The sequence below is a fragment of the Microbacterium phycohabitans genome (assembly GCF_032464935.1).
GTDB classification, from domain to species: domain Bacteria; phylum Actinomycetota; class Actinomycetes; order Actinomycetales; family Microbacteriaceae; genus Microbacterium; species Microbacterium phycohabitans.
This window is the reverse complement of the sequence record NZ_JAWDIT010000004.1, coordinates 416,093-440,633: the sequence shown is the minus strand read 5'-3', so window position 1 is coordinate 440,633 and position 24,541 is coordinate 416,093. Positions and strand designations below refer to the sequence as shown.

Annotated in this window: 22 protein-coding genes and 1 tRNA gene; 8 read left to right on the top strand and 15 right to left on the bottom strand. The window is 70.2% G+C overall.

Features of this window, described 5'->3' with window-relative positions; translation table 11 throughout:
- Positions 1-72 (bottom strand) — tRNA-Gln (locus RWH44_RS13370).
- Between the two features lie 128 nt (positions 73-200).
- Here RWH44_RS13370 and RWH44_RS13365 point away from each other — a divergent pair.
- Together RWH44_RS13365 and RWH44_RS13360 are read left to right on the top strand one after the other, a co-directional pair.
- Positions 201-653, top strand: a complete 453-nt coding sequence (locus tag RWH44_RS13365; protein WP_437127300.1) for a MarR family winged helix-turn-helix transcriptional regulator — start codon at positions 201-203, stop codon at positions 651-653.
- A complete protein-coding gene (locus tag RWH44_RS13360) occupies positions 650-1,162 on the top strand; it encodes a hypothetical protein (RefSeq protein ID WP_298877186.1) in 513 nt (170 codons plus the stop codon). The genes RWH44_RS13365 and RWH44_RS13360 overlap by 4 nt, the downstream gene beginning before the upstream one ends.
- Before the next feature lie 128 nt (positions 1,163-1,290).
- Here the strand turns inward: RWH44_RS13360 and RWH44_RS13355 are convergent, their stop codons facing one another.
- The 9 genes from RWH44_RS13355 to RWH44_RS13315 form a co-directional block, all read right to left on the bottom strand.
- Positions 1,291-1,746 carry a hypothetical protein gene (locus RWH44_RS13355; RefSeq protein ID WP_316004941.1) on the bottom strand — a complete coding sequence of 152 codons (456 nt, stop codon included), beginning with the start codon at positions 1,744-1,746 and terminating at the stop codon, positions 1,291-1,293.
- On the bottom strand, positions 1,722-1,859 hold the full coding sequence (locus tag RWH44_RS13350) for a hypothetical protein (RefSeq protein ID WP_316004940.1): 138 nt from the start codon (positions 1,857-1,859) through the stop codon (positions 1,722-1,724). Before RWH44_RS13350 ends, RWH44_RS13355 begins: the two co-directional genes overlap by 25 nt.
- Before the next feature lie 103 nt (positions 1,860-1,962).
- On the bottom strand, positions 1,963-3,756 hold the full coding sequence (locus tag RWH44_RS13345; protein WP_316004939.1) for an ABC-F family ATP-binding cassette domain-containing protein: 1,794 nt from the start codon (positions 3,754-3,756) through the stop codon (positions 1,963-1,965).
- Between the two features lie 289 nt (positions 3,757-4,045).
- Entirely contained in the window at positions 4,046-4,963 is a 918-nt protein-coding gene (locus tag RWH44_RS13340) for an ABC transporter substrate-binding protein (RefSeq protein WP_298877168.1), read from the bottom strand.
- A gap of 38 nt (positions 4,964-5,001) precedes the next feature.
- Positions 5,002-5,763, bottom strand: a complete 762-nt coding sequence (locus tag RWH44_RS13335; protein ID WP_298877165.1) for an ABC transporter permease — start codon at positions 5,761-5,763, stop codon at positions 5,002-5,004.
- Positions 5,760-6,440, bottom strand: coding sequence for an ABC transporter permease (locus RWH44_RS13330; RefSeq protein WP_316004938.1), 681 nt, complete (start codon positions 6,438-6,440; stop codon positions 5,760-5,762). The genes RWH44_RS13335 and RWH44_RS13330 overlap by 4 nt, the downstream gene beginning before the upstream one ends.
- Complete coding sequence (locus tag RWH44_RS13325) at positions 6,437-7,261, bottom strand: ABC transporter ATP-binding protein (RefSeq protein WP_316004937.1); 825 nt, start codon at positions 7,259-7,261, stop codon at positions 6,437-6,439. The genes RWH44_RS13330 and RWH44_RS13325 overlap by 4 nt, the downstream gene beginning before the upstream one ends.
- Before the next feature lie 13 nt (positions 7,262-7,274).
- Complete coding sequence (locus RWH44_RS13320; RefSeq protein WP_298877155.1) at positions 7,275-7,577, bottom strand: DUF427 domain-containing protein; 303 nt, start codon at positions 7,575-7,577, stop codon at positions 7,275-7,277.
- A 466-nt stretch (positions 7,578-8,043) separates the two neighbouring features.
- The gene (locus RWH44_RS13315) at positions 8,044-8,976 is read right to left on the bottom strand and encodes a 4-(cytidine 5'-diphospho)-2-C-methyl-D-erythritol kinase (protein ID WP_316004936.1); all 933 of its coding nucleotides are present in this window, start codon (positions 8,974-8,976) and stop codon (positions 8,044-8,046) included.
- A gap of 240 nt (positions 8,977-9,216) precedes the next feature.
- Here RWH44_RS13315 and RWH44_RS13310 point away from each other — a divergent pair, with 240 nt between their 5' ends.
- A complete protein-coding gene (locus RWH44_RS13310) occupies positions 9,217-10,797 on the top strand; it encodes a stealth family protein (protein ID WP_316004935.1) in 1,581 nt (526 codons plus the stop codon).
- Here RWH44_RS13310 and RWH44_RS13305 read toward each other — a convergent pair.
- Both RWH44_RS13305 and rsmA read right to left on the bottom strand, forming a co-directional pair.
- On the bottom strand, positions 10,748-11,683 hold the full coding sequence (locus tag RWH44_RS13305; protein ID WP_316004934.1) for a phosphodiesterase: 936 nt from the start codon (positions 11,681-11,683) through the stop codon (positions 10,748-10,750). The genes RWH44_RS13310 and RWH44_RS13305 overlap by 50 nt on opposite strands.
- A gap of 427 nt (positions 11,684-12,110) precedes the next feature.
- Positions 12,111-12,950: a 16S rRNA (adenine(1518)-N(6)/adenine(1519)-N(6))-dimethyltransferase RsmA gene (rsmA, locus tag RWH44_RS13300; protein ID WP_316004933.1), complete on the bottom strand. Its 840-nt coding sequence runs from the start codon at positions 12,948-12,950 to the stop codon at positions 12,111-12,113.
- A gap of 66 nt (positions 12,951-13,016) precedes the next feature.
- On the opposite strand from rsmA, the gene RWH44_RS13295 reads away from it, so the two are divergent.
- Positions 13,017-14,471, top strand: coding sequence for a sugar porter family MFS transporter (locus RWH44_RS13295; protein WP_298877142.1), 1,455 nt, complete (start codon positions 13,017-13,019; stop codon positions 14,469-14,471).
- A gap of 249 nt (positions 14,472-14,720) precedes the next feature.
- Here the strand turns inward: RWH44_RS13295 and RWH44_RS13290 are convergent, their stop codons facing one another.
- Genes RWH44_RS13290 through RWH44_RS13280 form a run of 3 tightly spaced genes read right to left on the bottom strand, consistent with a single transcriptional unit; the run spans position 14,721 to position 18,344 of the window.
- Positions 14,721-15,707: a TatD family hydrolase gene (locus RWH44_RS13290; RefSeq protein ID WP_437127295.1), complete on the bottom strand. Its 987-nt coding sequence runs from the start codon at positions 15,705-15,707 to the stop codon at positions 14,721-14,723.
- Positions 15,704-17,278, bottom strand: a complete 1,575-nt coding sequence (gene metG / locus RWH44_RS13285) for a methionine--tRNA ligase (protein ID WP_316004932.1) — start codon at positions 17,276-17,278, stop codon at positions 15,704-15,706. The genes RWH44_RS13290 and metG overlap by 4 nt, the downstream gene beginning before the upstream one ends.
- 49 nt (positions 17,279-17,327) lie before the next feature.
- Positions 17,328-18,344 (bottom strand): LacI family DNA-binding transcriptional regulator, encoded by a 1,017-nt coding sequence (locus RWH44_RS13280; RefSeq protein ID WP_316004931.1) that lies wholly within the window; start codon positions 18,342-18,344, stop codon positions 17,328-17,330.
- Between the two features lie 167 nt (positions 18,345-18,511).
- Here RWH44_RS13280 and RWH44_RS13275 point away from each other — a divergent pair, with 167 nt between their 5' ends.
- From RWH44_RS13275 to RWH44_RS13260, 4 genes are all read left to right on the top strand, one after another.
- Entirely contained in the window at positions 18,512-20,536 is a 2,025-nt protein-coding gene (locus RWH44_RS13275; RefSeq protein ID WP_316004930.1) for a beta-galactosidase, read from the top strand.
- 116 nt (positions 20,537-20,652) lie between these two features.
- Positions 20,653-21,888: a sugar ABC transporter substrate-binding protein gene (locus RWH44_RS13270; RefSeq protein ID WP_316004929.1), complete on the top strand. Its 1,236-nt coding sequence runs from the start codon at positions 20,653-20,655 to the stop codon at positions 21,886-21,888.
- A gap of 72 nt (positions 21,889-21,960) precedes the next feature.
- Positions 21,961-23,595: an ABC transporter permease subunit gene (locus RWH44_RS13265; protein WP_316004928.1), complete on the top strand. Its 1,635-nt coding sequence runs from the start codon at positions 21,961-21,963 to the stop codon at positions 23,593-23,595.
- Positions 23,592-24,512 (top strand): sugar ABC transporter permease, encoded by a 921-nt coding sequence (locus tag RWH44_RS13260; RefSeq protein ID WP_316004927.1) that lies wholly within the window; start codon positions 23,592-23,594, stop codon positions 24,510-24,512. The genes RWH44_RS13265 and RWH44_RS13260 overlap by 4 nt, the downstream gene beginning before the upstream one ends.
- Positions 24,513-24,541 lie beyond the last annotated feature (29 nt).

The following is a 24,541-nucleotide window of genomic DNA, read 5'->3' as shown; positions in this document are numbered from 1 at the left end:
CTCCGCCGCCAGGATTCGAACCTGGACCTAACAGCTCCAAAGGCTGTCGTGCTGCCGTTACACCACGGCGGACCGTGCCCGCGGGCACCGGTCAAGTCTGCCAGACACCACCCCCTCGCGAGGGCCCGCCGGATGACGAACGCCATAATGAGACCGTGACCCGGGACAGCGACGAAGTCGACCGCATCGTCGATGCGTGGATGCGCCAGCGCCCCGACCTCGACTTCTCGCCCCTCGAGGTGCTCTCGCGCGTCGCACGGCTCTCTCGGCATCTCGACATCGCCCGCAAGGAGGCCTTCCGGCGCAGCGACATCGAGTCGTGGGAGTGGGACGTGCTCTCGGCCCTGAGGCGCGCGGGCGAGCCGTACCAGCTGAGTCCGAAGCAGCTTCTGCAGCAGACGCTGGTGTCGAGTGGCACCATGACCAATCGCATCGACCGGCTCGTCGCCCGCCGATTCGTGCGCCGCGAGGCGGACCCCGGTGACGGACGGAGCATCCTGGTGACCTTGACCGAAGACGGCCGCGTCCGGGTGGATGCCGCCATCACGCGCCTCGTCGACGCCGAGGCGCTCCTGCTGGAGAGCCTGGCCAAGAACGACCGCGAGCGACTCGCGACGCTGCTGCGCAAGCTCAGCCTGGGGTTCGACGCATGAGCGCGCCCGCCGAGTCCCCGTCGCGGTGGGCGCGCGTGCGCGCGTGGTTCGACGTGCGCTTCCGCTCCCCCGCCGCGATCTACGGCCTGATCGTGTTCGCCGCCTTCGTGACGATCGCCGACGACCACGCCGAGTCGGTGTGGGAGGTGCTGCTGAGCGCGTCGACCTCGCTCGTCGTCTTCTTCATCGCCCACGTCTTCGCCCACACCCTCACCGAGCACGCCGACCACGGCCTCCGGCACGCCACGCGCGAGGGCATGCGCCACGGCGCCGGCATGCTCTACGCCTCCGTGCCGTCGGTGCTCGTGCTCGTGTACGCCGGGATCACCGGCATGTCGATCGACGACGCCTCCGACCTGTCGATGTGGTCGACGTTCCTCGTGCTGTTCCTGCTCGGATACAGCGCCTACCGACGCCGGGGCGCCCGGCTCTTCGGACGGCTCGTCGGCGGGTTCGCGACCGCATGCCTGGGTGTGTTCATCGCGATCCTCGAGTACGCGATCCACTGACCCCGGAAGCCCTGCCCGCACACCGGTCGATCGTCACGGGGCGCGACGCGGGTGCCGGGTACGGCTCGCGCGATCGTCCGGGCGGTGTTCGCCGTCGACGGTCGCGCGAGACGACCGCGGCATCCTCGTCAGGTGGCGCGTTTCCGCGCGGCACCGTAGACGAGGACTCCCTGAACCGCGACGAGGATGCCGAGGACGAACGTCGTCACCCCCGCGCCGATGGCGCCCGGAGAGGAGCCGATGGCGCCCAGCACGATGCCCAGTCCCGCGCCGACGAATCCGATCGCGAAGGCGAGGACCGTCAGCAGGGTGAGCGGACCCGTCGACGGCAGGGTGTCGCGACGTCCCGCGGCCACCCGGAGGGACAGTCCCCCGATGACGGCGCTGACGACGGCGAGGAGGAGACAGGCCACGGCCGGACCGACAGCCGGAGCCCCCACCAGGAACCACGCGACCGCCACCAGCACGAGGATCACCGCGAGGACCATCGCCAGGATCCCCGTCACTCGGGGACGCGTCGTCCGGATGACGTCCTCGGGAGGCGTGCTCGACGCACTCATCAGCTCGTCGCGATCTGCGGCCACTGCGTGATCCCCGCCTGCGCCGACGCGATGGTCGCCGCCGCATCCTCGGAGGCGCGCGCCTCGCGCATGATGTCGTCGTGCAGCTCGTAGAAGCGCTCGGCATCGTCGGACATGCGTCTCCATCTCTGTGCTCGCCCCCCGAGCACGACAAGCCACGCTATCCACGTCCCGGGGGAAACTCCACCGATCGACACGGCGTGGGACGGTACGCGAAGATCAGCCGATCGCCTCGGTGAGCTCGAACCAGCGCCCCTCCAGCTCGTCGCGCTCGGTCTCCATCGCGCTGATGCGCTCCATCTCCTTGCCGAGACCGACGTAGTCGGCCTGATCGTGGTCGGCGAGGGCGGCCTTGGCCCGGTCGATCTGCTGCTGCAGCTTCTCGATCTTGCGCTCGGCGGCCGAGGCCTCCTTCTGCGCCGCGCGCAGATCGGCGCCCTGCAGTCCCGCGGCGTTAGGCGAAGCACCGGATGCCGCGTCGCGCGAGGGCCCGGCATCTTGCAGCGCCCGCAGGCGCAGGTACTCGTCGACTCCCCCGGGAAGGTGGCGGAGCTTGGCATCCAGGATCGCGTACTGCTGGTCGGTGACGCGCTCGAGGAAGTACCGGTCGTGCGAGACGACGATGAGCGTGCCCGACCACGAGTCGAGCAGGTCTTCCATGGCGGCCAGCATGTCGGTGTCGAGGTCGTTGGTGGGCTCGTCGAGGATCAGCACGTTGGGCTGGTCGAGGATGACGAGCAGCAGTTGCAGGCGCCGTTTCTGGCCGCCGGAAAGGTCTTTGACGGGAGTGGAGAGCTGCGCGCTCGAGAACCCGAGACGCTCGAGCAACTGCCCCGGGGTGAGCTCCTGCGCCTTCGATCCCGACCCGAAGGCGTACGTCGTGCGCAGCCCCGCGATCACGACGCGAACGGGGTCGTTCAGGTGCTGATCGAGCTCGTCGAGACGCTGGGTGAGAGTCGCGACCTTCACGGTCTTCCCGCGCTTCACGCGGCCGCTCGTCGGTTCGAGCGAGCCGGTGACCAGGCTGAGCAGCGTCGACTTGCCGGCGCCGTTCACTCCGAGGATGCCGGTGCGCTCGCCCGGAGTGATGCGCCACTCGACATCCTTCAGCACCGTCTTGTCGCCGAACGCCACACCCGCGTCGAGAAGGTCGACGACGTCTTTGCCCAGGCGCGCGACAGCGAGCGACTGCAGGGCGACCTTGTCGCGGATCTCGGGGACGTCGGCGATCAGCTCGTTCGCCGCGTCGATGCGGAACTTCGGCTTCGACGTGCGCGCCGGAGCCCCGCGGCGCAGCCACGCGAGCTCCTTGCGCGCGAGGTTCTGCCGGCGCTGTTCGATGGATGCCGCCTGGCGGTCGCGCTCGACCCGCTGCAGGATGTACGCCGCGTATCCGCCCTCGAAGGGTTCGACGATGCGGTCGTGCACCTCCCAGGTCGCGGTGCAGATCTCGTCGAGGAACCACCGGTCGTGGGTGACGACCAGGAGCCCGCCCGCGGACGGGGCCCAACGCTTCTTGAGGTGACCGGCGAGCCAGGTGATGGCCTCGACATCGAGGTGGTTGGTGGGCTCGTCGAGGAAGAGCACGTCCCAGTCGCCCGAGAGCAGCTTCGCCAGGGCGACGCGGCGGCGCTGGCCACCGGAGAGGTCGCCGAGCCGTGCGTCCCACGGAAGGTCTCCGAGCAAGCCCGCGATCACGTCGCGCGTGCGCGGGTCACCCGCCCACTCGTGCTCGGGACGGTCGCCGACGACGGCGTGCCCGATCGTGTCGTCATCGTCGAGCGTGTCCTGCTGGTCGAGCACCCCCACCGTGACGCCGCCGCGCACGGTCACGCGTCCGCCGTCGGGTTCGCGGATGCCGGCGAGCATGCCGAGCAGGCTCGACTTCCCGTCGCCGTTTCGACCGACGATGCCGATGCGGTCGCCCTCGTTCACGCCGAGCGAGACGGAGTCGAAGACGACCTTGGTCGGGTATTCCAGGTGCAGGGCTTCGCCCCCGAGCAGATGTGCCATATCCGTCCCAGGCTACGCGGTGCGCGGGGTCCCGCCGGCCTCGACGAGCGAGACGGGAGAGCCCGCCCTCGATCCGCGGACGAGGAGGCGCCATCGCCGAACCGCGAGACGGCGCCATGGTGACGACTCGCGCCGGATGACGCGGGATGCCAGGATGACGCCGTCTCGCGAGGATGCCGTCGGTGCCGCGTCAGCGGCGGAGCCGCCCGCACCCCCGGACGACCCTCCCCCGGAACCACGACGGGGCCGCCCGGAAGACCGGACGGCCCCGCTGCGCGGAGGGGTGGGCTCAGAAGCCGTTGGCGGCGAGCCACTCCTTGGCGATGTCGGCGGTCGACTCCTGGTCGACGGTCGACTTGACGTTCAGCTCGACGAGGCCCTCGGGGGTGAGCGCCGCGCTGACCTTGTTCAGCACGTCGGACACCTCGGAGGCGATGCTCGAGTTGACCACCGGGACGACGTTCGACGCGAGGAACAGACCCTTGGGGTCGGTCAGCGTGACGAGGTCGTCGGTCTGGATGCGGGGGTCGGCCGTGTAGACGTTGGCGACCTGGATGGTGCCGGCGACGAGGTCGTCGACCGTGGTCTCACCGGTCGGCGAGAACTGCACGTTCACGCCGTAGGTCGACTGCAGTCCGGTCGGACCGTAGGGGCGCTCGGCGAGCTCGGCGTTGCCGCCCAGGGTGACGCCGGAGGTGACCTTGGCCAGGTCGGCGATGCTCGTGAGGCCGTTCGCCTCGGCGAACGCCGCGGTCACGGTGTACGAGTCCTGGTCGGTGGCCTCGGACTGATCGAGCACCTCGAGGCCCTCGGGAAGCGCCTCCGGCAGGGCCGCGTACACGTCGTCCGCGGTGCGGGCCGTGGTCTCGGCGTCGAAGAACTGCAGGAGGTTGCCGGTGTACTCGGGGAACACCGAGACGGTGCCGTCTTCGAGCAGCGGGATGTAGGCGTCGCGCTGGCCGATCTGGAACTGGCGCGTGACCGTCTTGCCGGCACCCTCGAGGGCCTGAGCGTAGATCTCGGCGATGATCTCGTTCGAGTAGTACGCCTGCGAACCGACGACGATGGTGTCGGACGACGCGGAGGCGTCGCCGCCGCCGTTGCTGAGCGGGTCGCTCGAGCCGCCGCTGCAGCCGGCGAGGGCGACGGAGGCGACAGCGAGGCCGGCGAAGACGCCGAGGCCCTTCCGGGTTCGTGCTGTGAACATGGGTGCTCTCTTTTCTGGTGATGCGGGATTCGGGTGGGTCAGGAGGTCGCGGCCGGCGACGCGTGCGCACCGACGGCGATGGCCTCCGCGCGGCGCTGGCGCGCGGAGCGCCGCTGCGGCTGTGCGGAGCCGGCGGCGCGGATGCCGCGGGGGACGACGAGATGCTGCAGCAGGGCGAACAGCCCGTCGATGACGAGGGCGAGCACGGCGACGAGGATCGCGCCGCCGATCAGGATGTCGAAGCGCCGGAGCGGAATGGCGGCGATGATGTACTGCCCGAGCCCGCCGAGACCGATGTAGGCCGCGATCGTGACGGTCGCCAGCACCTGCAGGGTCGCGGCGCGGATACCGCCGACCAGCAGCGGGAGTCCGAGCGGCACCTCGATGCGCCAGAGGATCTGCGATTCGGTCATGCCCATCGACCGGCCGGCGTCGATGACGCGGCGATCGATCGCCTCGAAGCCGGTGTACGCCCCCGCGAGGAGCGAAGGGATCGCGAGCACGACGAAGGAGATGACCGCCGCCTCGGGCTTGTGCAGCACGCCGAGGAGCAGCGTCAGCAGGATCAGCAGGCCGAACGACGGGATCGCGCGCGCCGCCCCCGAGATTGCGACGGCGATCTCGCGTCCCTTGCCCGTATGGCCGATGTACCACCCGAGCGGGATCGCAATGACGCCCGCGATGACGACGGCGATGAGGGTGTAGAGCAGCTGCACGCCGATCGCGAGCGGAATGGCGTCGAATCCGCGGCCGGGGTCGCCGGAGAAGATCCACCCGATGGCGTCGCCGAGGAGGTTCATGCGGCCACCGCCGTCCGGGTGCGTCGCGCCGACGGAACCGCCGCCCGCCGCGTCCACGGCATCAGCAGGCGTCCGGCGATCACGAGGAGCAGGTCGATGACCAGAGCGAGGACCACCACGGCGATGACACCCGCGAACACCTCCGGGATGATGCGCCGCTGGAGGCCGTTGGTGAAGAGGTAACCGATGTTCTGGATGCCGACCAGGATGCCGACCGTGGCCAGCGCGATCGTGCTGGCCGAGGCGACGCGCAGTCCCGCCAGCACGACGGGGCCGGCGAGCGGGAACTCCACGGCCCAGAAGCGCCGGAACGAGCCGTAGCCGATCGCCGTCGACGCCTGACGGACGCCGGCATCCACCGAATCGAGCCCGTCGGCGACGGCCCGCACGAGGATCGCGACGGCGTAGATGGCCAGCGCGACGATCAGGTTCGTCTCGCTGACGATGCTGTACCAGCCCGTCACCACCGGGACGAGGATGAGCAGCGCGAGCGAGGGGATCGTGTACAGCAGACCGGTGATCGTGATGACACCGCTGCGCACCAGACGATACCGCCACGCGACCCAGCCGAGCGGGATGCTGATGACGAATCCGACGACAAGGGCGATCAGGCTCTGACGCAGGTGCACCAGCGTCAGTTGCCCGATGAGGTCGAGGTTGTTGCCGACCCAGTTCACGGGTGGGAATCCTCCACGAGCGCGCCCTGCGTGCGACCCTCGGCATCCACCACGACGGTGCCCGTCGGGGTCTGCTTCAGGTGCAGCGCACGTTTGCCCTTGACCGCGCCGATGAAGCTCGCGACGAAGTCGCTCGCGGGGTTCTCGACGATCTCGCTGGGGGTGCCCACCTGGGCGATCTTGGCGCCCTTCTCGAGGATGACGACCTGGTCGCCCAGGAGGAACGCCTCGTCGATGTCGTGGGTGACGAAGACGATGGTCTTGCCGATCTCGCTCTGCAGGCGCAGCAGCTCCTGCTGGAGCTCGTCTCGCACGATCGGGTCGACCGCGCCGAAGGGCTCGTCCATCAACAGGATGTTCGGATCGGCGGCGAGACCACGGGCGACGCCCACGCGCTGCTGCTGACCACCCGAGAGCTGGCTCGGGTAGCGGTCGGCCATGGCGGTGTCGAGACCGACGGTCTTCATCAGCTCGAGCGCGCGCGTGCGCGCCGTCTTGCGGTTCTGCCCCTGCAGCACGGGGACCGTGGCGATGTTGTCGGCGACGGTGAAGTGCGGCAGGAGCCCGGAGTTCTGCATGACGTAGCCGATGCTGCGACGCAGCTGCACCGCCGCCTTTCCGCCGATGTCGTCGCCGTCGATCGAGATCGTGCCCGACGAGGGCTCGACCATGCGGTTGATCATGCGCAGTAGGGTTGTCTTGCCGCACCCGGAGGAGCCGACGAAGACGGTCGTCTTGCGCGAGGGGATGACGAGGTGGAAGTCGTCGACGGCGCGCGTGCCGTCGGGGAAGACCTTGGAGACGGCCGAGAACTCGATCATGCGTATCGCCGCCTCAGTCGGAGACCACGACCTTGCGGTCGAAGGCGACGTAGCCGGCGAAATCCTTTCCGACCCGTTCGACCGCTCCGTCACGAAGGTCGGGGTACGACCACGCGCCGTCCTTCAGCTCGGCGCCGTCGAGGGAGACGTTCCAGTACTGCGCGGCTCCCTTCCACGGGCACGTGTACGCCGTGGGGCTCTTCTGGAGAGCACCCTCGCGCACCGCCTGGGGCGGGAAGTACCAGTTGCCCTCGATCGAGGCCAGGTCGTCGCGGTCGGCTTCGGCGATCACGACGCCGTCGAGCACTGCCTTCATGGGTAACCCCCTCCGTGGCGCCCCGCGGGCACAGCGCCCACGGGTGACGATCCACCTCGGTCGAGGCTAGCGAGGTGCGGAACCGGTCAGCGGAAGATTGCCCCGTGTGTCGACCTGGGCTATGGTGCCGCGGCCGCCGGGGCCCGCGACGGCGACTGTGGCCGTGCCGCGCCCCCGTGGCTTCGACAGGCTCAGCCACCTCCGCCGCATCCGAGGTCCCTGAGCTTGTCGAAGGGACCGGCCCGCACGCCTACCGGTGCACCCAGGTCCCTGAGCTTGTCGAGGACCGGGAGCGCACGCCTACCGGTGGCTTCGACAGGCTCAGCCACCTCCGCCGCACCCCAGGTCCCTGAGCTCGTCGAAGGGACCGGGAGCGCACGGGTACCAGTGGCTTCGACAGGCTCAGCCACCTCTGTCGCATCCCAGGTCCCTGAGCTCGTCGAAGGGACCGGGAGCCGTGACGCCGTCAGACCACGCGCGCGCCGGGGACGGGACCGTGGACGTGCAGGGCGACGAGACCCGCGGCGCTCAGTGTCACCTGCAGATCGATGGCCGACGACTCGTCGGCGGCGAGGAAGGCGAGGGTCGGACCCGATCCCGAGACCAGTCCCGCCAGCGCGCCCGAGCTCTCGCCGCGTTCGAGGACCCGCGCCAGATCGGGCCGCAGGTGCAGCGCCGGGGCCTGCAGGTCGTTGCGCAGGGTCGCGGCGAGCATCTCGGCATCCCCCTGACGCAGCGCGTGCAGCACGTCGGGGTCGACCGCGGGAACACGCCGAGCGGGACCGATGTCGACCGCGTGGCGCTCGCGGTGGGCGTCGAGTTCGCCGTAGACGACGGGTGTCGACATCCCGACCTCGTTGGGCACCAGCACCCAGTCGAAGCGTCCGCGGGCGAGCGCCGGGCTCAGCTCGTCACCGCGACCGGTGCCCACGGCGGTGCCGCCGAGCAGGGCGAAGGGCACGTCGGCGCCGAGGTGGGCCGCCAGGCGGGCGAGCTCGCTCGTCGGCATCCCGAGACCCCACAGGGCGTCGCACGCGACGAGGGCGGCCGCCGCATCGGCGGAGCCGCCGCCCATTCCGCCGGCGACGGGCACGGCCTTTCGGATCGCGAGGTGCGCGCCGCGATCGACACCGGCCGCGCGAGCGAGGAGCTGCGCCGCTCGGACCGCGAGGTTGCGCTCGTCGGTGGGCACGCCCTCGATGTCGACCGGGCCCTTCGCGGTGACCGACATCGTGATGTCGTCGGACGGGGTGGCCACCATCTCCTCGTAGAGCGAGACGGCCTGGAACGCCGTCGCGAGCTCGTGGTAGCCGTCGTCCTGTACGTCGCCGACTTCGAGGAAGACGTTGATCTTCCCGGGGGCGCGCACGCGCACGGACGCTGGGGTGAGGCCGTTCATCGGTGCCCCTTCCCCGCCGCGCGACGAACCGTGTCGGGGTGTGCGAAACTGGAACGTCGGCCCGCTTCCCGCCGCCGCTCGCACAGCGGTTCGGGACAGACCGGGCCGGAGCGAGCGATGAGAGTCACTCTTCGACAGTAGCGCTCCGCTCCCCGCCGTTCGGCGCCGCCGCCGAAACGTCTTCGTAACCCCGGAACCCTACGGTGTCCGGGACCCGTCACCTACCCCCGAGGAGGCAGTATGCGCCCGATGGTCCCCCTGTCGATCGACACCGACCCCTGGCGCGCGCTGCTCTCCCGCTCCGATATCCGGATGCACGACGGCATCCTGCACGTCGTCGACGACACCTCGACCCCCTCGATCGCCGAGCGCGACGACCTGCTCACCGCGGCATCCGCCATCGAGGCGGCCGGGCTCCGCGTGCTGCTCGTGCGCGACGCGAACCGCCGCCCGAAGCTCGTGGTCGACACCGCACATGCCGAGGCGGCGCTCGCGGCGCTGCGCGATCCGGAGCTCGGGCCGTTCTACCTCAAGGCCCGAGGCGAAGACCCCGTGCCCGCGCACAGCGTGAACCCCTCCGCCGGTTCGGTCCAGGCCTACGCCGTCTTCCGCCCCCGCACCTCGACCGAGGGCTCGTACCGTTACGGCGCCTCCCTCGCGCCGCGTCTGGAGCTCTGGCGCTTCGGAGAGCAGACGATCGAGGCCCCCCGCCCCAGCGCCCTCACGCGTCGTCGTTTCGCCGCGGCGGACCTCGACCTGGTCGAGGTCGAGCGCTACGGACGGCGCTGGACGACCGTGTCGGGCATGTTCGACGCGCACCCCAACGAGTTCACCGCCGACGTCGACATGGTCTTCTCGTGGGTCGACGGCTCCTCGAGCGAGTTCCAGCGCCAGCGCGCGGCCCGCATGAAGGGCTACGTCGTCGGCGACGGCGACGACAACGCCGCCCGCTACCGCCAGGTCGACGAACTGCGCTACGCCCTGCGCAGCGTCCACATGTACGCGCCGTGGGTGCGCCGCATCTTCATCGCGACCGACTCCCCCACCCCCGAATGGCTCGCCGATCACCCGAAGGTCACGATCGTTCGCAGCGAGGAGTTCTTCGCCGACCCGTCGGTGCTGCCGACGCACAACTCGCACGCCGTCGAGGCGCAGCTGCACCGCATCCCGGGCCTCGCCGAGCACTTCCTCTACAGCAACGACGACATGTTCTTCGGGCGCCCGGTCACCCCCGAGCTGTTCTTCAGCGGCGGTGGCGTGAGCCGCTTCGTGGAGAGCGGGGTGCGCATCGGCAGCGGTCCGGCGCACATCGACCGCTCCGGCCACGACAACGGCCTGCGCGTGAACCGAGCGCTGCTGAAGGAGCGCTTCGGTCGCGTCATCACGCTCGACCTCGAGCACTGCGCGACGCCGCTGCGTCGCTCGGTCGCGTTCGAACTCGAGCGCGAGTTCGCCGACGACTACGCCCGCACCGCGGCCAGTCGGTTCCGATCCGCGACCGACATCTCGGTGACCAACAGCCTGTACCACTACTACGCCCTCGCCACCGGACGCGCGGTCATCACGAGCCAGCCCCGCACGCGTTACGTGCAGACCACGCAGCTGGACTCGCTCCGCACGATGGAGCGCCTCGTGTCGCGCCGCGACACCGACATGTTCTGCCTCAACGACGGCAGCGTGCCCGAGATCCCCGAGGAGGTGCGGGTGCCCGCGCTGCGCGCGTGCCTCGAGCGGTATTTCCCCGTCGCCGCGCCGTGGGAGAAGACCGCGGTCAGCGAAGGATCGGCAACGGCGTCGTCGGCGGCGACACCGGTCCGCTGAACGCCCGCGACGCCGGCATCACCACGCCGGCGTCGCGCAGCCGTCGCTGCGACTCCTCGGCATCCACGTACTGAAGGGCTTCGCTGGCGGCGAGCGGCACGACCGAGTGCACCACCGTCTCGTCGTAGACGTGCACGAGGTTGAAGCCCTGCGCGCCGTCCTGGGGCCGCGTGCCCCCGACGGGCACCATCAGGTCTTGCGTGTAGCAGGTGGCCGAGGCCACCGAGACCGGGATGCCGGCGAAAGTCGCGAAGGTCGAGTAGTGCAGGTGCCCCGCGAGGATCGCGCGCACGTCGGATCCGCGCAGCACCTCGGCCAGGCTCCGCTGGTCGCGCAGCTCGACCGAGGCGGCGAGGTCGAGGACGCTCGGCACGGGCGGGTGGTGCATCGCGAGGATGGTGCCCAGGGGCGCGGGGGTGGCGAGCACCTCGGCCAGCCACCGCAGCTGTTCGGGGGCGACCTCGCCGTGGTGCGCACCGGGGACCGAGGTGTCGAGGGTGATGATGCGCAGACCGTCGAACTCGTCGACGCGGTCGACCGGGGCCGTCGGGGCGGCCGCATCGCCGGGCAGCAGGCGGGAGCGGAAAGCCGCGCGGTCGTCGTGGTTGCCCATCACCCAGACCACGCGCGTGGAGAGGCGCTCGGCGAGCGGCTCGACGAGGGCGGCGACGCGATTGTACGCATCGCTCTCGCCGAAGTCGGCCAGATCGCCGGTGAACACGAGGGCGTTCGGACGGATGCCGGAGGCCTCGATCGCCGCGACCGCCCGGGCGAGATACGCCTCGGAGTCGACGTCGTCGTACAGCGGCGCACCGCCGGCACGGAGGTGGGTGTCGCTCAGGTGCACCAGCACTCGCTCGGCACGGGGGTACTCGGCGTAACGCATCTCGTTCCTCTCGGGCCGTCGGGTACGACCTCGTCACCGGCGTGATGCTCCCGGTTGGCTCGAAATGTTACCGGCATGTTTCAGGAACATGTGATGAACACGGCGAGAATTCGCCTCGCATCGTCACGCGCCGTCATGCCGTCGCTGCCGTCGCTGCCGTCGACGCCGTCGTCGCGGGTCCATCGGCTGTCGCACGGACACGGCCGGCGTCCCAGACGGGCGCGCGGCCTCGAGGGCGGGCGTGCACAACGGCGGATGTCCCACCCGACACGCCGTGCACCCGCCGGCGCCCCGCGGCGTGTCGCCGGCTCCGCCCGCCGTTGTGCACGCGCGAGCGGGCGCAGCGGCCGAGAACGGGCGTCGCGGCAGGGACCGGACGTCGCGGCCGGGAGCGCGCGCAGCGGCAAGGAGCGGGTGCCGCGGCCGCTCAGACGGCGGCGATGCGGGCGTAGTCGTCGACCGTCAGCTGCTCGCCGCGCAGCGTCGGATCCACACCCACCGCCTGCAGGCGCTCCGACGCCTCCGCGGCCGTGCCGCCCAGCACGCCCGCGAGCGCCTGCCGCAGCATCTTTCGGCGCTGCTGGAAGGCGGCATCCACGATCTGGAAGGTGCGGCGGCGGTGCTCCTCGGTGCCGCGGGGTTCGGCATCCCGATCGAAGGCCACCAGCACGCTGTCGACGTTGGGAACCGGCCAGAACACCTGGCGCGACACGGTGCCGGCCAGCCGCCACGACCCGTACCACGCGGCCTTGACGCTCGGCGCGCCGTAGACCTTCGACCCGGGAGGCGCGGCGAGGCGCTCCCCCACCTCGGCCTGCACCATGACGACACCGCGCTGCAGGTACGGGAACGTCTCGAGGAAGTGCAGGAGGACCGGCACCGACACGTTGTAGGGCAGGTTGGCCACGAGCACGCTCGGCTCGCCCGGCAGCTCGTCGACGCGCAGAGCGTCGGCGTCGATGACCTCGAGGCGCCCCTCGGGCACGTCGTGCGCGGCCGCGGTGGTGGGAAGGCGCTCGGCGAGTCGGTGGTCGATCTCGACGGCGACGACGGAGGCGCCGGTCTCGAGGATCGCCAGGGTGAGGGATCCGAGGCCGGGCCCGATCTCGACGACGCGGTCGGATGCCGTCACCCGGGCGGCGTGCACGATCTTGCGCACCGTGTTGGCGTCGACGACGAAGTTCTGCCCGAGCTTCTTGGTGGGGGTGACGTCGAGGTCGGCGGCGAGTCGACGGATCTCGGCGGCACCGAGGAGGGAAACGGGCATTGTTCCACTGTAGTCAGGGCTCCGCCAGAACCCTTGCCGAGCGCGAGCCGGGAGTAGCGTGTTCGGGTGAGTCACACACAGTCGATCCCCGCAAACGCCTTCACCTTGAGAAGCCCCTACGGGCGACGAGCCATCGGCCTGTCGGTCGCCGCGGCGGTCGGCGGTTTCCTCTTCGGTTTCGACTCGTCGGTCATCAACGGCGCGGTCGACGCGATCGAGGGGAACTTCGAGCTCTCGCAGGTGCTGACCGGATTCGTCGTGGCCGTGGCGCTGCTCGGGTGCGCGGTCGGCGCGATCATCGCCGGCGCGCTGTCGGACCGGTGGGGTCGCCTCAAGGTCATGCTGCTGGGGGCGGTGCTGTTCTTCGTCTCGTCCATCGGCGCCGCCCTCACCTTCAGCGTCCCCGACCTGATCCTGTGGCGCGTGATGAGCGGACTGGGCATCGGCATCGCGTCGGTGGTCGCTCCCGCCTACATCGCCGAGGTCGCTCCCCGGCAGATCCGCGGTTCTCTCGCATCGCTGCAGCAGCTCGCGATCACGCTCGGCATCTTCGGCGCCCTGCTCTCGGACGCTCTGTTGGCGAACTCCGCCGGCGGTGCGGCCAACCAGTTCTGGTTGGGTCTGGAGGCCTGGCGCTGGATGTTCCTGGTCGGGGTGATCCCCGCGGCGGTCTACGGCATCCTGTCGTTCACCGTTCCCGAGTCGCCGCGCTACCTGCTCGCGAAGGGCAAGAAGGACGAGGCCAAGGCGATCTTCGCGCGCCTCGTGCCGCCCGCCGACCTCGACAAGACGATGAAGGACCTCTCGAGCACGATCGAGGCCGACCGCAAGAACAAGAACGTCTCGCTGCGCGGGCCCGTGCTCGGGCTGCAGGGCATCGTCTGGACCGGCATCCTGCTGTCGATGTTCCAGCAGTTCGTCGGCATCAACGTGATCTTCTACTACTCGACCACGCTGTGGAAGGCCGTGGGCTTCGACGAGAGCAACTCGCTGCTCATCTCGGTCATCACCTCGGTGACGAACGTCGTCGTGACCTTCGTCGCGATCTTCCTGGTCGACCGTGTCGGCCGCAAACCGATCCTCATCACCGGGTCGCTGCTCATGACCGTGTCGCTGGGCGCGATGGCCCTGTCGTTCGCGTTCGCGACCGGCTCGGGCCAGGACGTCTCTCTCCCCGCCCCGTGGGGCAGCGTCGCGCTCGTCGCCGCGAACGTCTTCGTCGTCGGCTTCGGCGCCTCGTGGGGCCCGCTGGTGTGGGTGCTGCTCGGCGAGATCTTCCCGAGCCGCATCCGCGGCAAGGCGCTCGGCGTCGCCGCCGGTGCGCAGTGGATCGCCAACTTCGCCATCACGGTGTCGTTCCCGGCGATGTCGAGCTGGTCGCTGCCGCTCACCTACGGCATGTACGCCCTGTTCGCCGCCCTGTCGTTCGTCTACGTGCTGCTGCGCATCCCCGAGACCAAGGGCATGGAGCTCGAGCAGACCGAGACGCTGTTCGTGAAGAAGGCCAAGGCGAAGGCCTGATTCCGACCGCTTGAATCCGGATGCCGAGAGGCCGGCGCCCGTGGGGTGCCGGCCTCTCGCGTTCCGGCGCCTCGCGTGCCGGCGCCTGCGCCGGTCCGCGCACAACCTCCGCGATGCGCACAAAGTCAGCGGCATCCAGGCACCGACGGCGGAGGATGCGCGAATCGCTGACTTCATGCACACGCGGGCACACGCCGCGAGGCGCCGGCCGCGAGCCAACACGTCGCGGCGACGCAAGCGCCGCGCGGGTCAGTCCTCGAACGCGCCGTAGACGGCGAGCGTGTTCGCCGCGACCTGGGCGGCGAGTTCGTCGGCATCCGTTCCGAGTACGGCGGCGAGGAAACGCAACGTGACCGGGATGAGGTACGGGGCGTTCGGGCGACCGCGGTAGGGCGCGGGGGTGAGGAACGGTGCGTCGGTCTCGACCAGGATGCGATCGAGCGGAGTGACGGCGAGGGCGTCGCGCAGGTTCTGAGCGTTCTTGAACGTGACGTTGCCGGCGAACGACAGGTAGTAGCCGCGGTCGGCGGCGATGCGGGCCATGTCGGCGTCGCCGGAGAAGCAGTGGAACACCGTCTTGTCGGGGGCACCGACGCGCTGAAGGGTCTCGAGCACGGCGTCGTGGGCGTCGCGGTCGTGGATCTGCATCGCGATCGCGTGCTTCTTCGCGAGGGCGATGTGCGCCTCGAAGGAGCGGATCTGGGCCGGGATGCCGTCGGCCTCGGTGCGGAAGAAGTCCAGGCCCGTCTCGCCGATCGCGCGCACCCGCGGCTCGGCCGCGAGCTCGTCGATGACCGCGATCGCGGCATCCAGCTCTCCAGCCCGCTCGTAGACGGGAGCCTCGTTGGGGTGGATGGCCACGGCAGCCAGCACGCGGGGGTGCGACCGCGCGGCCCACGCCGACCAGCGCGACGAATCCACGTCGCCGCCCGCCTGCACGACGCCGTGCACACCCACGGCGAGTGCGCGTTCGAGCTGCTCGTCGAGGGAGAGACCGGTGTCGCCGTCCTCGATCTCGAGGTGGGTGTGGTTGTCGTAGACCGGGATGCCGAGAGGTTCGGGCGCGGGCGGGTAGCTCACGTCGCGGCGACCGTCGGTCGAGCGCTCGCGGACGTACTGGCTGGGGTCGCCGCCGTCGATCGTTCCGCGCGGGCGATCGACCGGGGTGGAGCCGGGAGCAGCGGACGCTTCGGCTGGCTCGGCGGCCGCCGCCGACTCGCGGGGCATCTGCGTCATGCCTGCTCGACGCGCGGGAACAGCGGCGTCAGTGCAGTGACCGTCGCCCCGGGGCGCAGGACACCCCACGCGCCGGCCTCGCGGATCGGCTGCGCGGCGAGCGCGCCGAGGCCCTCTTCGGCACCGAGGGCGACCCACAGCTTCGCGGTCGACTCCGGCATGACCGGCGACAGCAGCACCGCCAGGGCGCGCAGCCCCTCGGCCGCGGTGTAGAGCACGGTGCCCAGGCGCTCGCGCTGAGCCTCGTCTTTGGCGAGCGCCCACGGCTCGTTCTCGGTGATGTAGCCGTTGAGCGCGTCGACGATGGTCCAGATCGCGGCGATGGCCTCGTCGATGCGGAAGCGCTCGATGACGGCGTCGGCGGTGCTCGCGGCATCCGCCACCACCTTCTGGATCGCGAGATCGAGCTCGGTCGAGGGGCCGGCCTGCGGAACGACGCCGTCGAAGTACTTCGAGATCATCGCGACGGTGCGGGATGCCAGGTTGCCGAAGCCGTTGGCCAGTTCGGCCTGGTAGCGGGCGGAGAGGTCTTCCCACGAGAAGGAGCCGTCCTGACCGAACGCGATCGCCGAGAGGAAGTAGAAGCGGTACGCGTCGGAGCCGAAGACGTCGGTGATCTCGGTCGGCGCGATGCCGGTGAGCTTGGACTTCGACATCTTCTCGCCGCCGACGAGCAGCCAGCCGTGTGCGAAGACACCGCGGGGCACGTCGAGACCGGCGGCCATGAGCATGGCCGGCCAGATGACGGCGTGGAAGCGCAGGATGTCTTTACCGACCACGTGGAACGCGGGCCAGCGGCGCGCGAACTGCTCGGGGTCGTTGCCGTAGCCGACGGCCGTGGCGTAGTTCAGCAGCGCGTCGACCCACACGTAGATGACGTGCGAGGGGTCCCACGGGACGGTGATGCCCCAGTCGAACGCCGAACGCGAGATCGAGAGGTCTTTCAGTCCGCTGCGGACGAACGAGACGACCTCGTTGCGCGCCGACTCGGGCCGCACGAAGTCGGGCTCGGTCTTGTAGAGCTCGAGCAGCCGGTCTTGGAACTCGCTGAGCTTGAAGAAGTAGTTCTTCTCCTGCAGCAGCTCGAGCGGCTTCGAGTGGATGGCGCAGACCTTGAGCCCCTCGAAGGGGCCGGTGCCGTCGACGATCTCCGCCTCGGGCTTGAACTCCTCGCAGCCCACGCAATACAGCGCCTCGTACTCGCCGGCATAGATGTAGCCACGGTCGAAGAGCGCCTTCACGAACTCCTGCACGCGCTCCTCATGGCGCGGCTGCGTGGTGCGGATGAAGTCGTCATTGGCGACGTCGAGCGTCTCGAGCAGCGGGAACCACGATTCGGTGACGAGCTTGTCGACCCACTCCTGGGGGGTGACGCCGTTGGCGGCGGCCGCGCGCAGCATCTTCTGGCCGTGCTCGTCGGTGCCGGTCAGCATCCAGGTGTCATCGCCCGCCTGGCGGTGCCAGCGCGCGAGCGTGTCGACCGCCACGGTCGTGTACCCGTGCCCGATGTGGGGCAGATCGCTGGGGTAGTAGATCGGCGTCGTGATGTAGAAGGATCGGCCGGAAGTCACCTGAAGATTCTACGGGGAGCCCGCTGTCGGCCCGGTCGCATGACGGGGATCAGGCGGAGGCGCGCACGACCAGAGAGGTGGGGAGCACGACCGGTTCGACCGCGCGCCCATCGATGGCGTCCAGGAGCAGCGTGACCATGCGCTCGCTGAGCTGCTCCCACGGCTGGCGCATCGTCGTCAGGGGCGGCTCGTGCGTGGCGGCGAGTCCCGAGTCGTCGAAACCCGCGACCGCGACGTCGGCGGGCACGCGCAGTCCCGCCCGCCGCAGGGCCTGCACCGCGCCCGCGGCCATGAGGTCGGATGCCGCGAACACCGCGTCGATGTCGTGTGAGCGCGCGAGCAGTCGCTCCATGGCGGTCGCGCCGGACTCGAGCGAGTAGTCCCCCACCTCGACCAGGGACGGGTCGAAGTCGACCCCCATCTCCTCCCGGAAGCCGACGAGGCGGAAGCGTCCCCCCGGCGTGTCGTCGGGGCCCGCGATCATGGCGATGCGCCGATGCCCCTGGGCGCGCAGGTGCGCCGTCATGGCGCGGGCCGATCCGGCCTCGTCGACCGAGACGCTCAGCACCTCAGCGTGGTGCCCGAGGGGCACCCCGCACGCCACGGTGGGGATGCCGGCATCCAGCAACGACTCCAGAAGGGGGTCGGCCTCGTGCGACGAGATCAGCAGGACGCCGTCGACGTGGCCCGCACTGACGTAGTGGGCGACGTTTGCCCGCTCGGCGGGGGTTCCCGCGATGAGGAGCACGAGGGTCATGCCGCGCTTCGACAACGCCTCGGCGGCACCGCGCAGCAGCAGCGCGAAGGTGGGGTCGTCGAACAGCAGGTGCTGGGGCTCGGTCATGAGGAAAGCGAGCGAGCCGGCGCGGCCGGTGGCGAGGCTCCGCGCGGCGTGGTTGGCCGTGTAGCCGGTGCGCCGGATGGCCTCATCGACCGCGGCTCGGGCGTCGGGCGAGACCCAGTGCCCGCCGTTGATCACGCGGGAGACCGTTCCGCGGGAGACTCCCGCGGCCGCCGCCACGTCGCGGATCGTCGGCTTGCGACGAACGGTCGGGGTCTGCTCCATGCGGGAATGCTATCGGCCGGGAGCGCCGCCTCGAGCGTCGACACGGCTGCGACTGGGACCGGTCACAGTTGGGTAACGAACCCGTCGATGACGTTGCGTCATCCCTCGCGCCCATCGGAGGCTGTGACCGGTCCCAGTCCGACCGACCGAAGATCCGATGGAGTGTCATGACCCGCGTTATCCCCTGGCCCGCTCTCGACGGCATCGCCTACGGCGGTGACTACAACCCCGAGCAGTGGGACCGCGCGGTGTGGGACGAGGACGTCCGGCTCATGCGCGAGGCCGGGGTGAACCTCGTCAGCGTTGGCATCTTCTCGTGGGCACTCATCGAGCGGACCGAGGGCGAGTTCGATTTCGCGTGGCTCGACGACCTGCTCGACCTGCTCCACGCCAACGGCATCCACGTCGACCTCGGCACGCCGACCGCGTCGCCGCCCGCGTGGTTCTTCCACGCCCACCCCGAGGCGCGGGTCGTCACGCGTGATGGGCGCACCATGGGCTTCGGCTCCCGGGGCATGGCCTCGCACTCCTCGCCCGCGTACCGCGCCGCGATCGCCCGGATCGCCGACGCGCTCGCCGCCCGCTACGCCACCCACCCCGCGGTCGTGCTGTGGCACGTCCACAATGAGTACGGCGTACCCGTGGGAGAGGACTACTCCCCCGCCTCCGTCGCGGCGTTCCGCACCTGGCTCGGCGAGCGCTACGGCTCGCTCGACGCCCTCAACACCGCCTGGGGCACCGCTTTCTGGGGACAGCACTACACCGACTGGGAGCACGTCGGCGCTCCGGCCGACGCGCCCAGCGTCGTCAACCCCGCGCAGCGCCTCGACTTCGCCCGCTTCACCGACGCCCAGCTGCGGGCATGCTTCCGCATCGAGCGCGACGCCATTCGCGCCCACGCGTCGCAGCCGATCACCACCAATTTCATGGCGAACCAGAGCTGGACCACCGATCTGTGGGCCTGGGGCCGCGAGGTTGACATCGTCTCCGACGACCACTACCTGTGGGCCGCCGACCCCGAGGGCCACGTGGGCCTCGCGATCGCCGCCGACCTCTCGCGCTCGGTGGGCGGCGGCGCACCGTGGATCCTGATGGAGCACTCGACGTCGGCCGTCAACTGGCAGCCACGCAACGTCGCCAAGCGCCCGGGCGAGATGGCGCGCAACTCGATCACGCATCTCGCGCGCGGCGCCGACGCGATTCTCTTCTTCCAGTGGCGCGCCTCACGCTCGGGGGCCGAGAAGTTCCACTCGGCGATGCTCCCCCACGCCGGCACCGCCTCGCGCGTCTGGCGCGAGGTCGTCGATCTCGGCGACGCACTGGGCCGCCTGAGCGAGGTGCGCGGTGCGCGCGTGCAAGCCGAAGCCGCCGTGCTGTGGGACTTCGAGTCGTTCTGGGCCCAGGATCTCGAGTGGCGCCCCTCGGTCGAGGTGACCCACCAGGCGCAGGTGCGCGCGTACTACGAACAGCTGTGGCGCGACGGCGTCACCGCCGACTTCGCCCTCCCCGGCCACGATCTGTCCGGGTACCGCCTCGTCGTGGCCCCCGCCCAATACCTGCTCACGAGCGCGGATGCCGCGAATCTCGCCGCCTACGTCGCGGGCGGCGGAACGTTGGTGGTGTCGTTCTTCTCCGGCATCGTGGACGAGAACGACGCCGTGCACGCCGGTGGGTACCTCGCGCCCCTCGCCGAGGTCCTGGGCGTTCGCGTCGAGGAATTCCTGCCGCTCCGCGAAGGCGAGGCCGTCACCCTCGAGCGCGCCGACGGCTCCCGCCTGACGGCCCGGTCCTGGACGGAGGACCTCCTGGTCTGCGGGGCCGAGACCGTCGCGCGTTACGCCGACGGCCCCGCCGCGGGCCGCGCGGCCATCACGCGCCACCGCCAGGGCTCCGGCTCCGGCTGGTACGTGTCGACGAGCCTGGATGCCGACGGCCTGGCCGCAACGCTCGCCGCGGCCTACGTCGACGCCGGGATCGCGGCATCCTCCGCACCCGCGGGCTGCGAGGTCGTGGTGCGCCGCGGCGCGGCCCACGACTTCACCTTCGTCGTGAACCACCGCGGCGACACCGTCGAGCTGGAGCTGGACGGCACCGAACTGCTCACCGGGGCCGCCACCGACGGGTCGGTCACCGTTCCCGCCGGGGGCATCGCCGTCGTCCGCACCGACCGGGCGGAGGAAGCCACCCGCTGAGCACTTGCCGGACCCGCATCGACGCGGGTCGTCGGCACCCCCCCACTTCGAGCGCGACGACCGCGGTCGAACCGAACCCGACCGCAAAGGCTGCGGTCGAACAGAAAGGGATTCTCATGCGCAGGACAGCACACGCACGCGCGCTGCTCGGATCGGCGGGCATCCTCGCCGTCACGGCCCTGGCGTTGACCGGCTGCACCGGGAGCGGCTCGAGCGGCGACGCCGCCCCCGCGGCCGACGGCCCCGAGATCGTCGTGTGGACCGACGCGGAGCGCGAGCAGGCGATCACCGACGCGGCGGCCGCTTTCGAGGAGGAGACCGGCGCGACCGTGCGCCTGGTGCAGAAGAACTTCGAAGACCTCCGCAACGACTTCATCGCCCAGGTCCCCACCGGCGAAGGCCCCGACATCACCGTCGGCGCGCACGACTGGCTCGGGGCACTGGTCGCGGCCGGCGTCGTCGACACGATCGACCTCGGCGACACTGCGTCGAACTTCGAACCCGTCGCCCTCGAGGCGATGACCTACGACGGACAGCTCTACGCCCTGCCCTACTCGTTGGAGACCGTCGCCCTCGTGCAGAACACGGCACTCGTGGGCAGCGAGGCTCCCCCCACGTGGGACGACATGATCCAGCGAGGGCAGGCCTCCGGTGCGGAGCGGCCCTTCGTCATCAACACCGCCGGGGAGACCGGCGACGGGTACACCATGTACGGGCTGCAGACCTCGTTCGGCGCCCCCGTCTTCGTGCAGGACACGAGCGGGTCGTACACGTCCGACGTGGGCATGGGCGGAGCCGCGGGCGAGGCGTTCGCGCAGTGGCTGTCGACCAACGGGCAGGCCGGGTTCCTCTCGACCACGATCGACTACGACATCAACAACGAGCTGTTCGCCACCGGTAAGGCGCCCTACACGATCCAGGGCCCCTGGGCCATCAGCGCCTTCGACGGCATCGACGTCGCGGTCAATCCGATCCCGAGCGCGGGCGGCGAGACCGCGGCCCCGTTCGTCGGCGTGCAGGGCTTCTACTTGAGCTCGCAGAGCGAGAACGCGCTGCTGGCGACCGAGTTCCTGGTCAACTACCTCGGCACCGAGGACGCCCAGCGCGCCCTGTACGAGGCCGATCCGCGCATCCCCGCCTACACCGCCCTGGGTGAGGAGGTCGCTTCCGACCCGATCATCGCGGGCTTCCTCGCATCGGCGCAGAACGGCGTGCCCATGCCGTCGATCCCCGAGATGGGGTCGGTCTGGGACCTGTGGAACGCCGCCGAGGCGCAGATCATCTCCGGTGCCGAGCCCGTCTCGACGTGGAACCAGATGATCACCGACCTGCAGAGCACACTGGCCGGCTGACGACCCCGTGGGCGGTCGCGCCCCGCCACGACCGCCCACGGCACCGCACCCTCCCGACGAATCGGAGCACCCATGTCGGTCACCCCACCCGTCGCGCCTCCGGGCGCCGCCCCCACCGCCCCCGAGCCGCTGCGGACGCCGCGACGCGAGTCGCACGCCCGCGGGTGGCGAGGCATCGGCGTGGGCTTCCTCGTGAAGCTCGCGATCATGGCGGTCGTCAACGCCTTCGGCATCCTGACGATCCTCACCGCCGTCGGTGCGGACTCGTGGCTGCTGGCCTCGATCACCGCCGTCCTGCTCGTCGTCGCCGACGTGGTTTACTTCACTCGGCGCGCCCTGCCGTTGAAGTACCTTTTGCCGGGGCTGATCTTTCTCTTCGCCTTCCAGGTGTTCATCTTCGGGTACACCGCCTACATCGCCTTCACCAACTACGGAACCGGTCACGCGGGTTCGCAGGAGCAGGCGGTGGACGCCACCCTCATCCAGGGTGAACGCCGGGTGGACGATTCGCCGAGTTACCCCATGGTCGTGGTCGAGCGTCTCGGCCAGTACGGGCTCGCCATCGCCGACGACGACGTCGTGCGCGTGGGCACCCCCGACGAGCCGCTCACCGCCGTCGACGGCGTCGTCGGCCAGAGCGGCGCTCCCACCGAGGTGTCGGGCTGGACCGTGGTGCCTCGCGCCGAGCTGCTGACCGACCCCGGGCTGCAGAGCACGGCGGCTGCCCTGCGCGTGCCCCTCTCGGACGACCCGAACGACGGGGCGCTGCGCACGCGCGACGGGTCGACGGCGACCGTCTACACCTCGACGCTCGTGTGGGACGAGGACGCCCAGACGATCACCGACACCACCAGCGGCACCGTCTATGCGGCGACCGACCGCGGGACCTTCACCTCGGCCGACGGCGAGAGCCTGCCCACCGGGTGGTACGTCAATGTCGGCTTCGAGAACTTCCTGCGCGTGTTCACCGACGGCGCCCTGGTCGCGCCGCTGCTGTCGGTCACGGGATGGACGTTCGCGTTCGCGATCCTGTCGGTGGTGCTGAGCTTCGGTCTCGGTCTGCTGTTCGCGCTCATCTTCAACGATCCTCGGGTGCGGGCGCGGAAGTTCCTGCGGACCCTGTTCATCCTCCCCTACGCCTTCCCGGCGTTCATGTCGGCGCTGCTGTTCCGCGGGATGTTCAACTCGGAGTTCGGCGTCATCAACGACGTCTTCTTCTTCGGACTCCCGATCAACTGGCTCGGCGACCCCGTGCTGGCGAAGCTCGCGGTGCTGTGGGTGAACGTGTGGCTCAGCTACCCCTACTGGTTCCTCGTGTGCACCGGCGCGCTGCAGGCCCTCCCCTCGGACACCCTCGAAGCCGCCCAGCTCGACGGCGCCGGGCGCTGGCGTTCGTTCCGCTCGATCGTGCTGCCGCTTCTGCTGGTGTCGACCGCTCCGCTGGCGATCTCGTCATTCGCGTTCAGCTTCAACAACTTCACCGTCATCTACATGTTCAACAACGGCGGACCGGCCATACCCGGTGCGCCGTACGCCCTCGGATCGACCGACATCCTCATCTCGGCCATCTACGACATCTCCGGTGTCTCGGGCGGAGCGGCCGACTACGGCCTGGCCAGCGCCCTCTCGATCGTCGTCTTCGTCGTGGTCGGCGCGATCTCGGCCCTCGCTTTCCGCCAGACCCGCAAGCTCGAGGAGTTCTCATGACCGGCATCGCCCGTTCCACCGGCGTCGCCTCGCGCGACGGCAACCACCCGGCATCTCGGACCTCGCCCGCGAAGAAACGCCGCTGGCTCGCCGAGGTCGGCTGGAAGTACCCCGTCGCCGTGCTCGTCGCCTTCTACGCCCTCTTCCCCCTGGTGTACGTCGTCTCGGCCTCGCTCAACCCGCGCGGAAGTCTCGCCTCGTCCAGCGCGCTGTTCTCGGCCGTCGACTTCTCCAATTTCGCGGCTCTCTCGGGCACGAGCTACTGGACCTGGGTCGGCAACACCCTTCTCGTGGGCGGCGTCGCGTCCGTGGGCGCGGTGCTCATGGGGGCCGCGGGGGCCTACGCCTTCTCGCGCTTCCGCTTCTCGGGGCGGCGGGCGAGCCTCACGGGCCTGCTCATCGTGCAGATGTTCCCCCAGGCCCTGGCGTTCGTGGCGATCTTCCTGATGCTGCTGACCATCGGCGAGGTGGTCCCCGCGCTCGGCATCAACTCCAAGCTCGCGCTCATCTGCGTGTACCTCGGCGGCGCGCTCGGTGCGAACACCTTCCTGATGTACGGGTTCTTCAACACGATCCCGATCGAGATCGACGAGTCGGCCAAGATCGACGGCGCGACCCACGCCCAGATCTTCTGGCGGCTCATCATGCCGCTGGTCACCCCGATCCTCGCGGTCGTGGCGCTGCTGGCCTTCATCGCCGCTTTCGGCGACTACATCCTGGCGCGCATCATCCTCGTCTCCGAGGACAACTGGACGCTCGCCGTCGGCATGTACCAGTGGGTCTCGAACCAGCTCACCTCTCGCTGGGGCCTGTTCGCGGCGGGCTCGGTGCTGGCCTCGATCCCCGTCCTCGCCCTCTTCTTGTCGCTGCAGCGCTACATCGTCGGCGGCCTCACCCAGGGATCGGTCAAGGGCTGAGCCCGACCGACCCGTTCACCGATCGATGG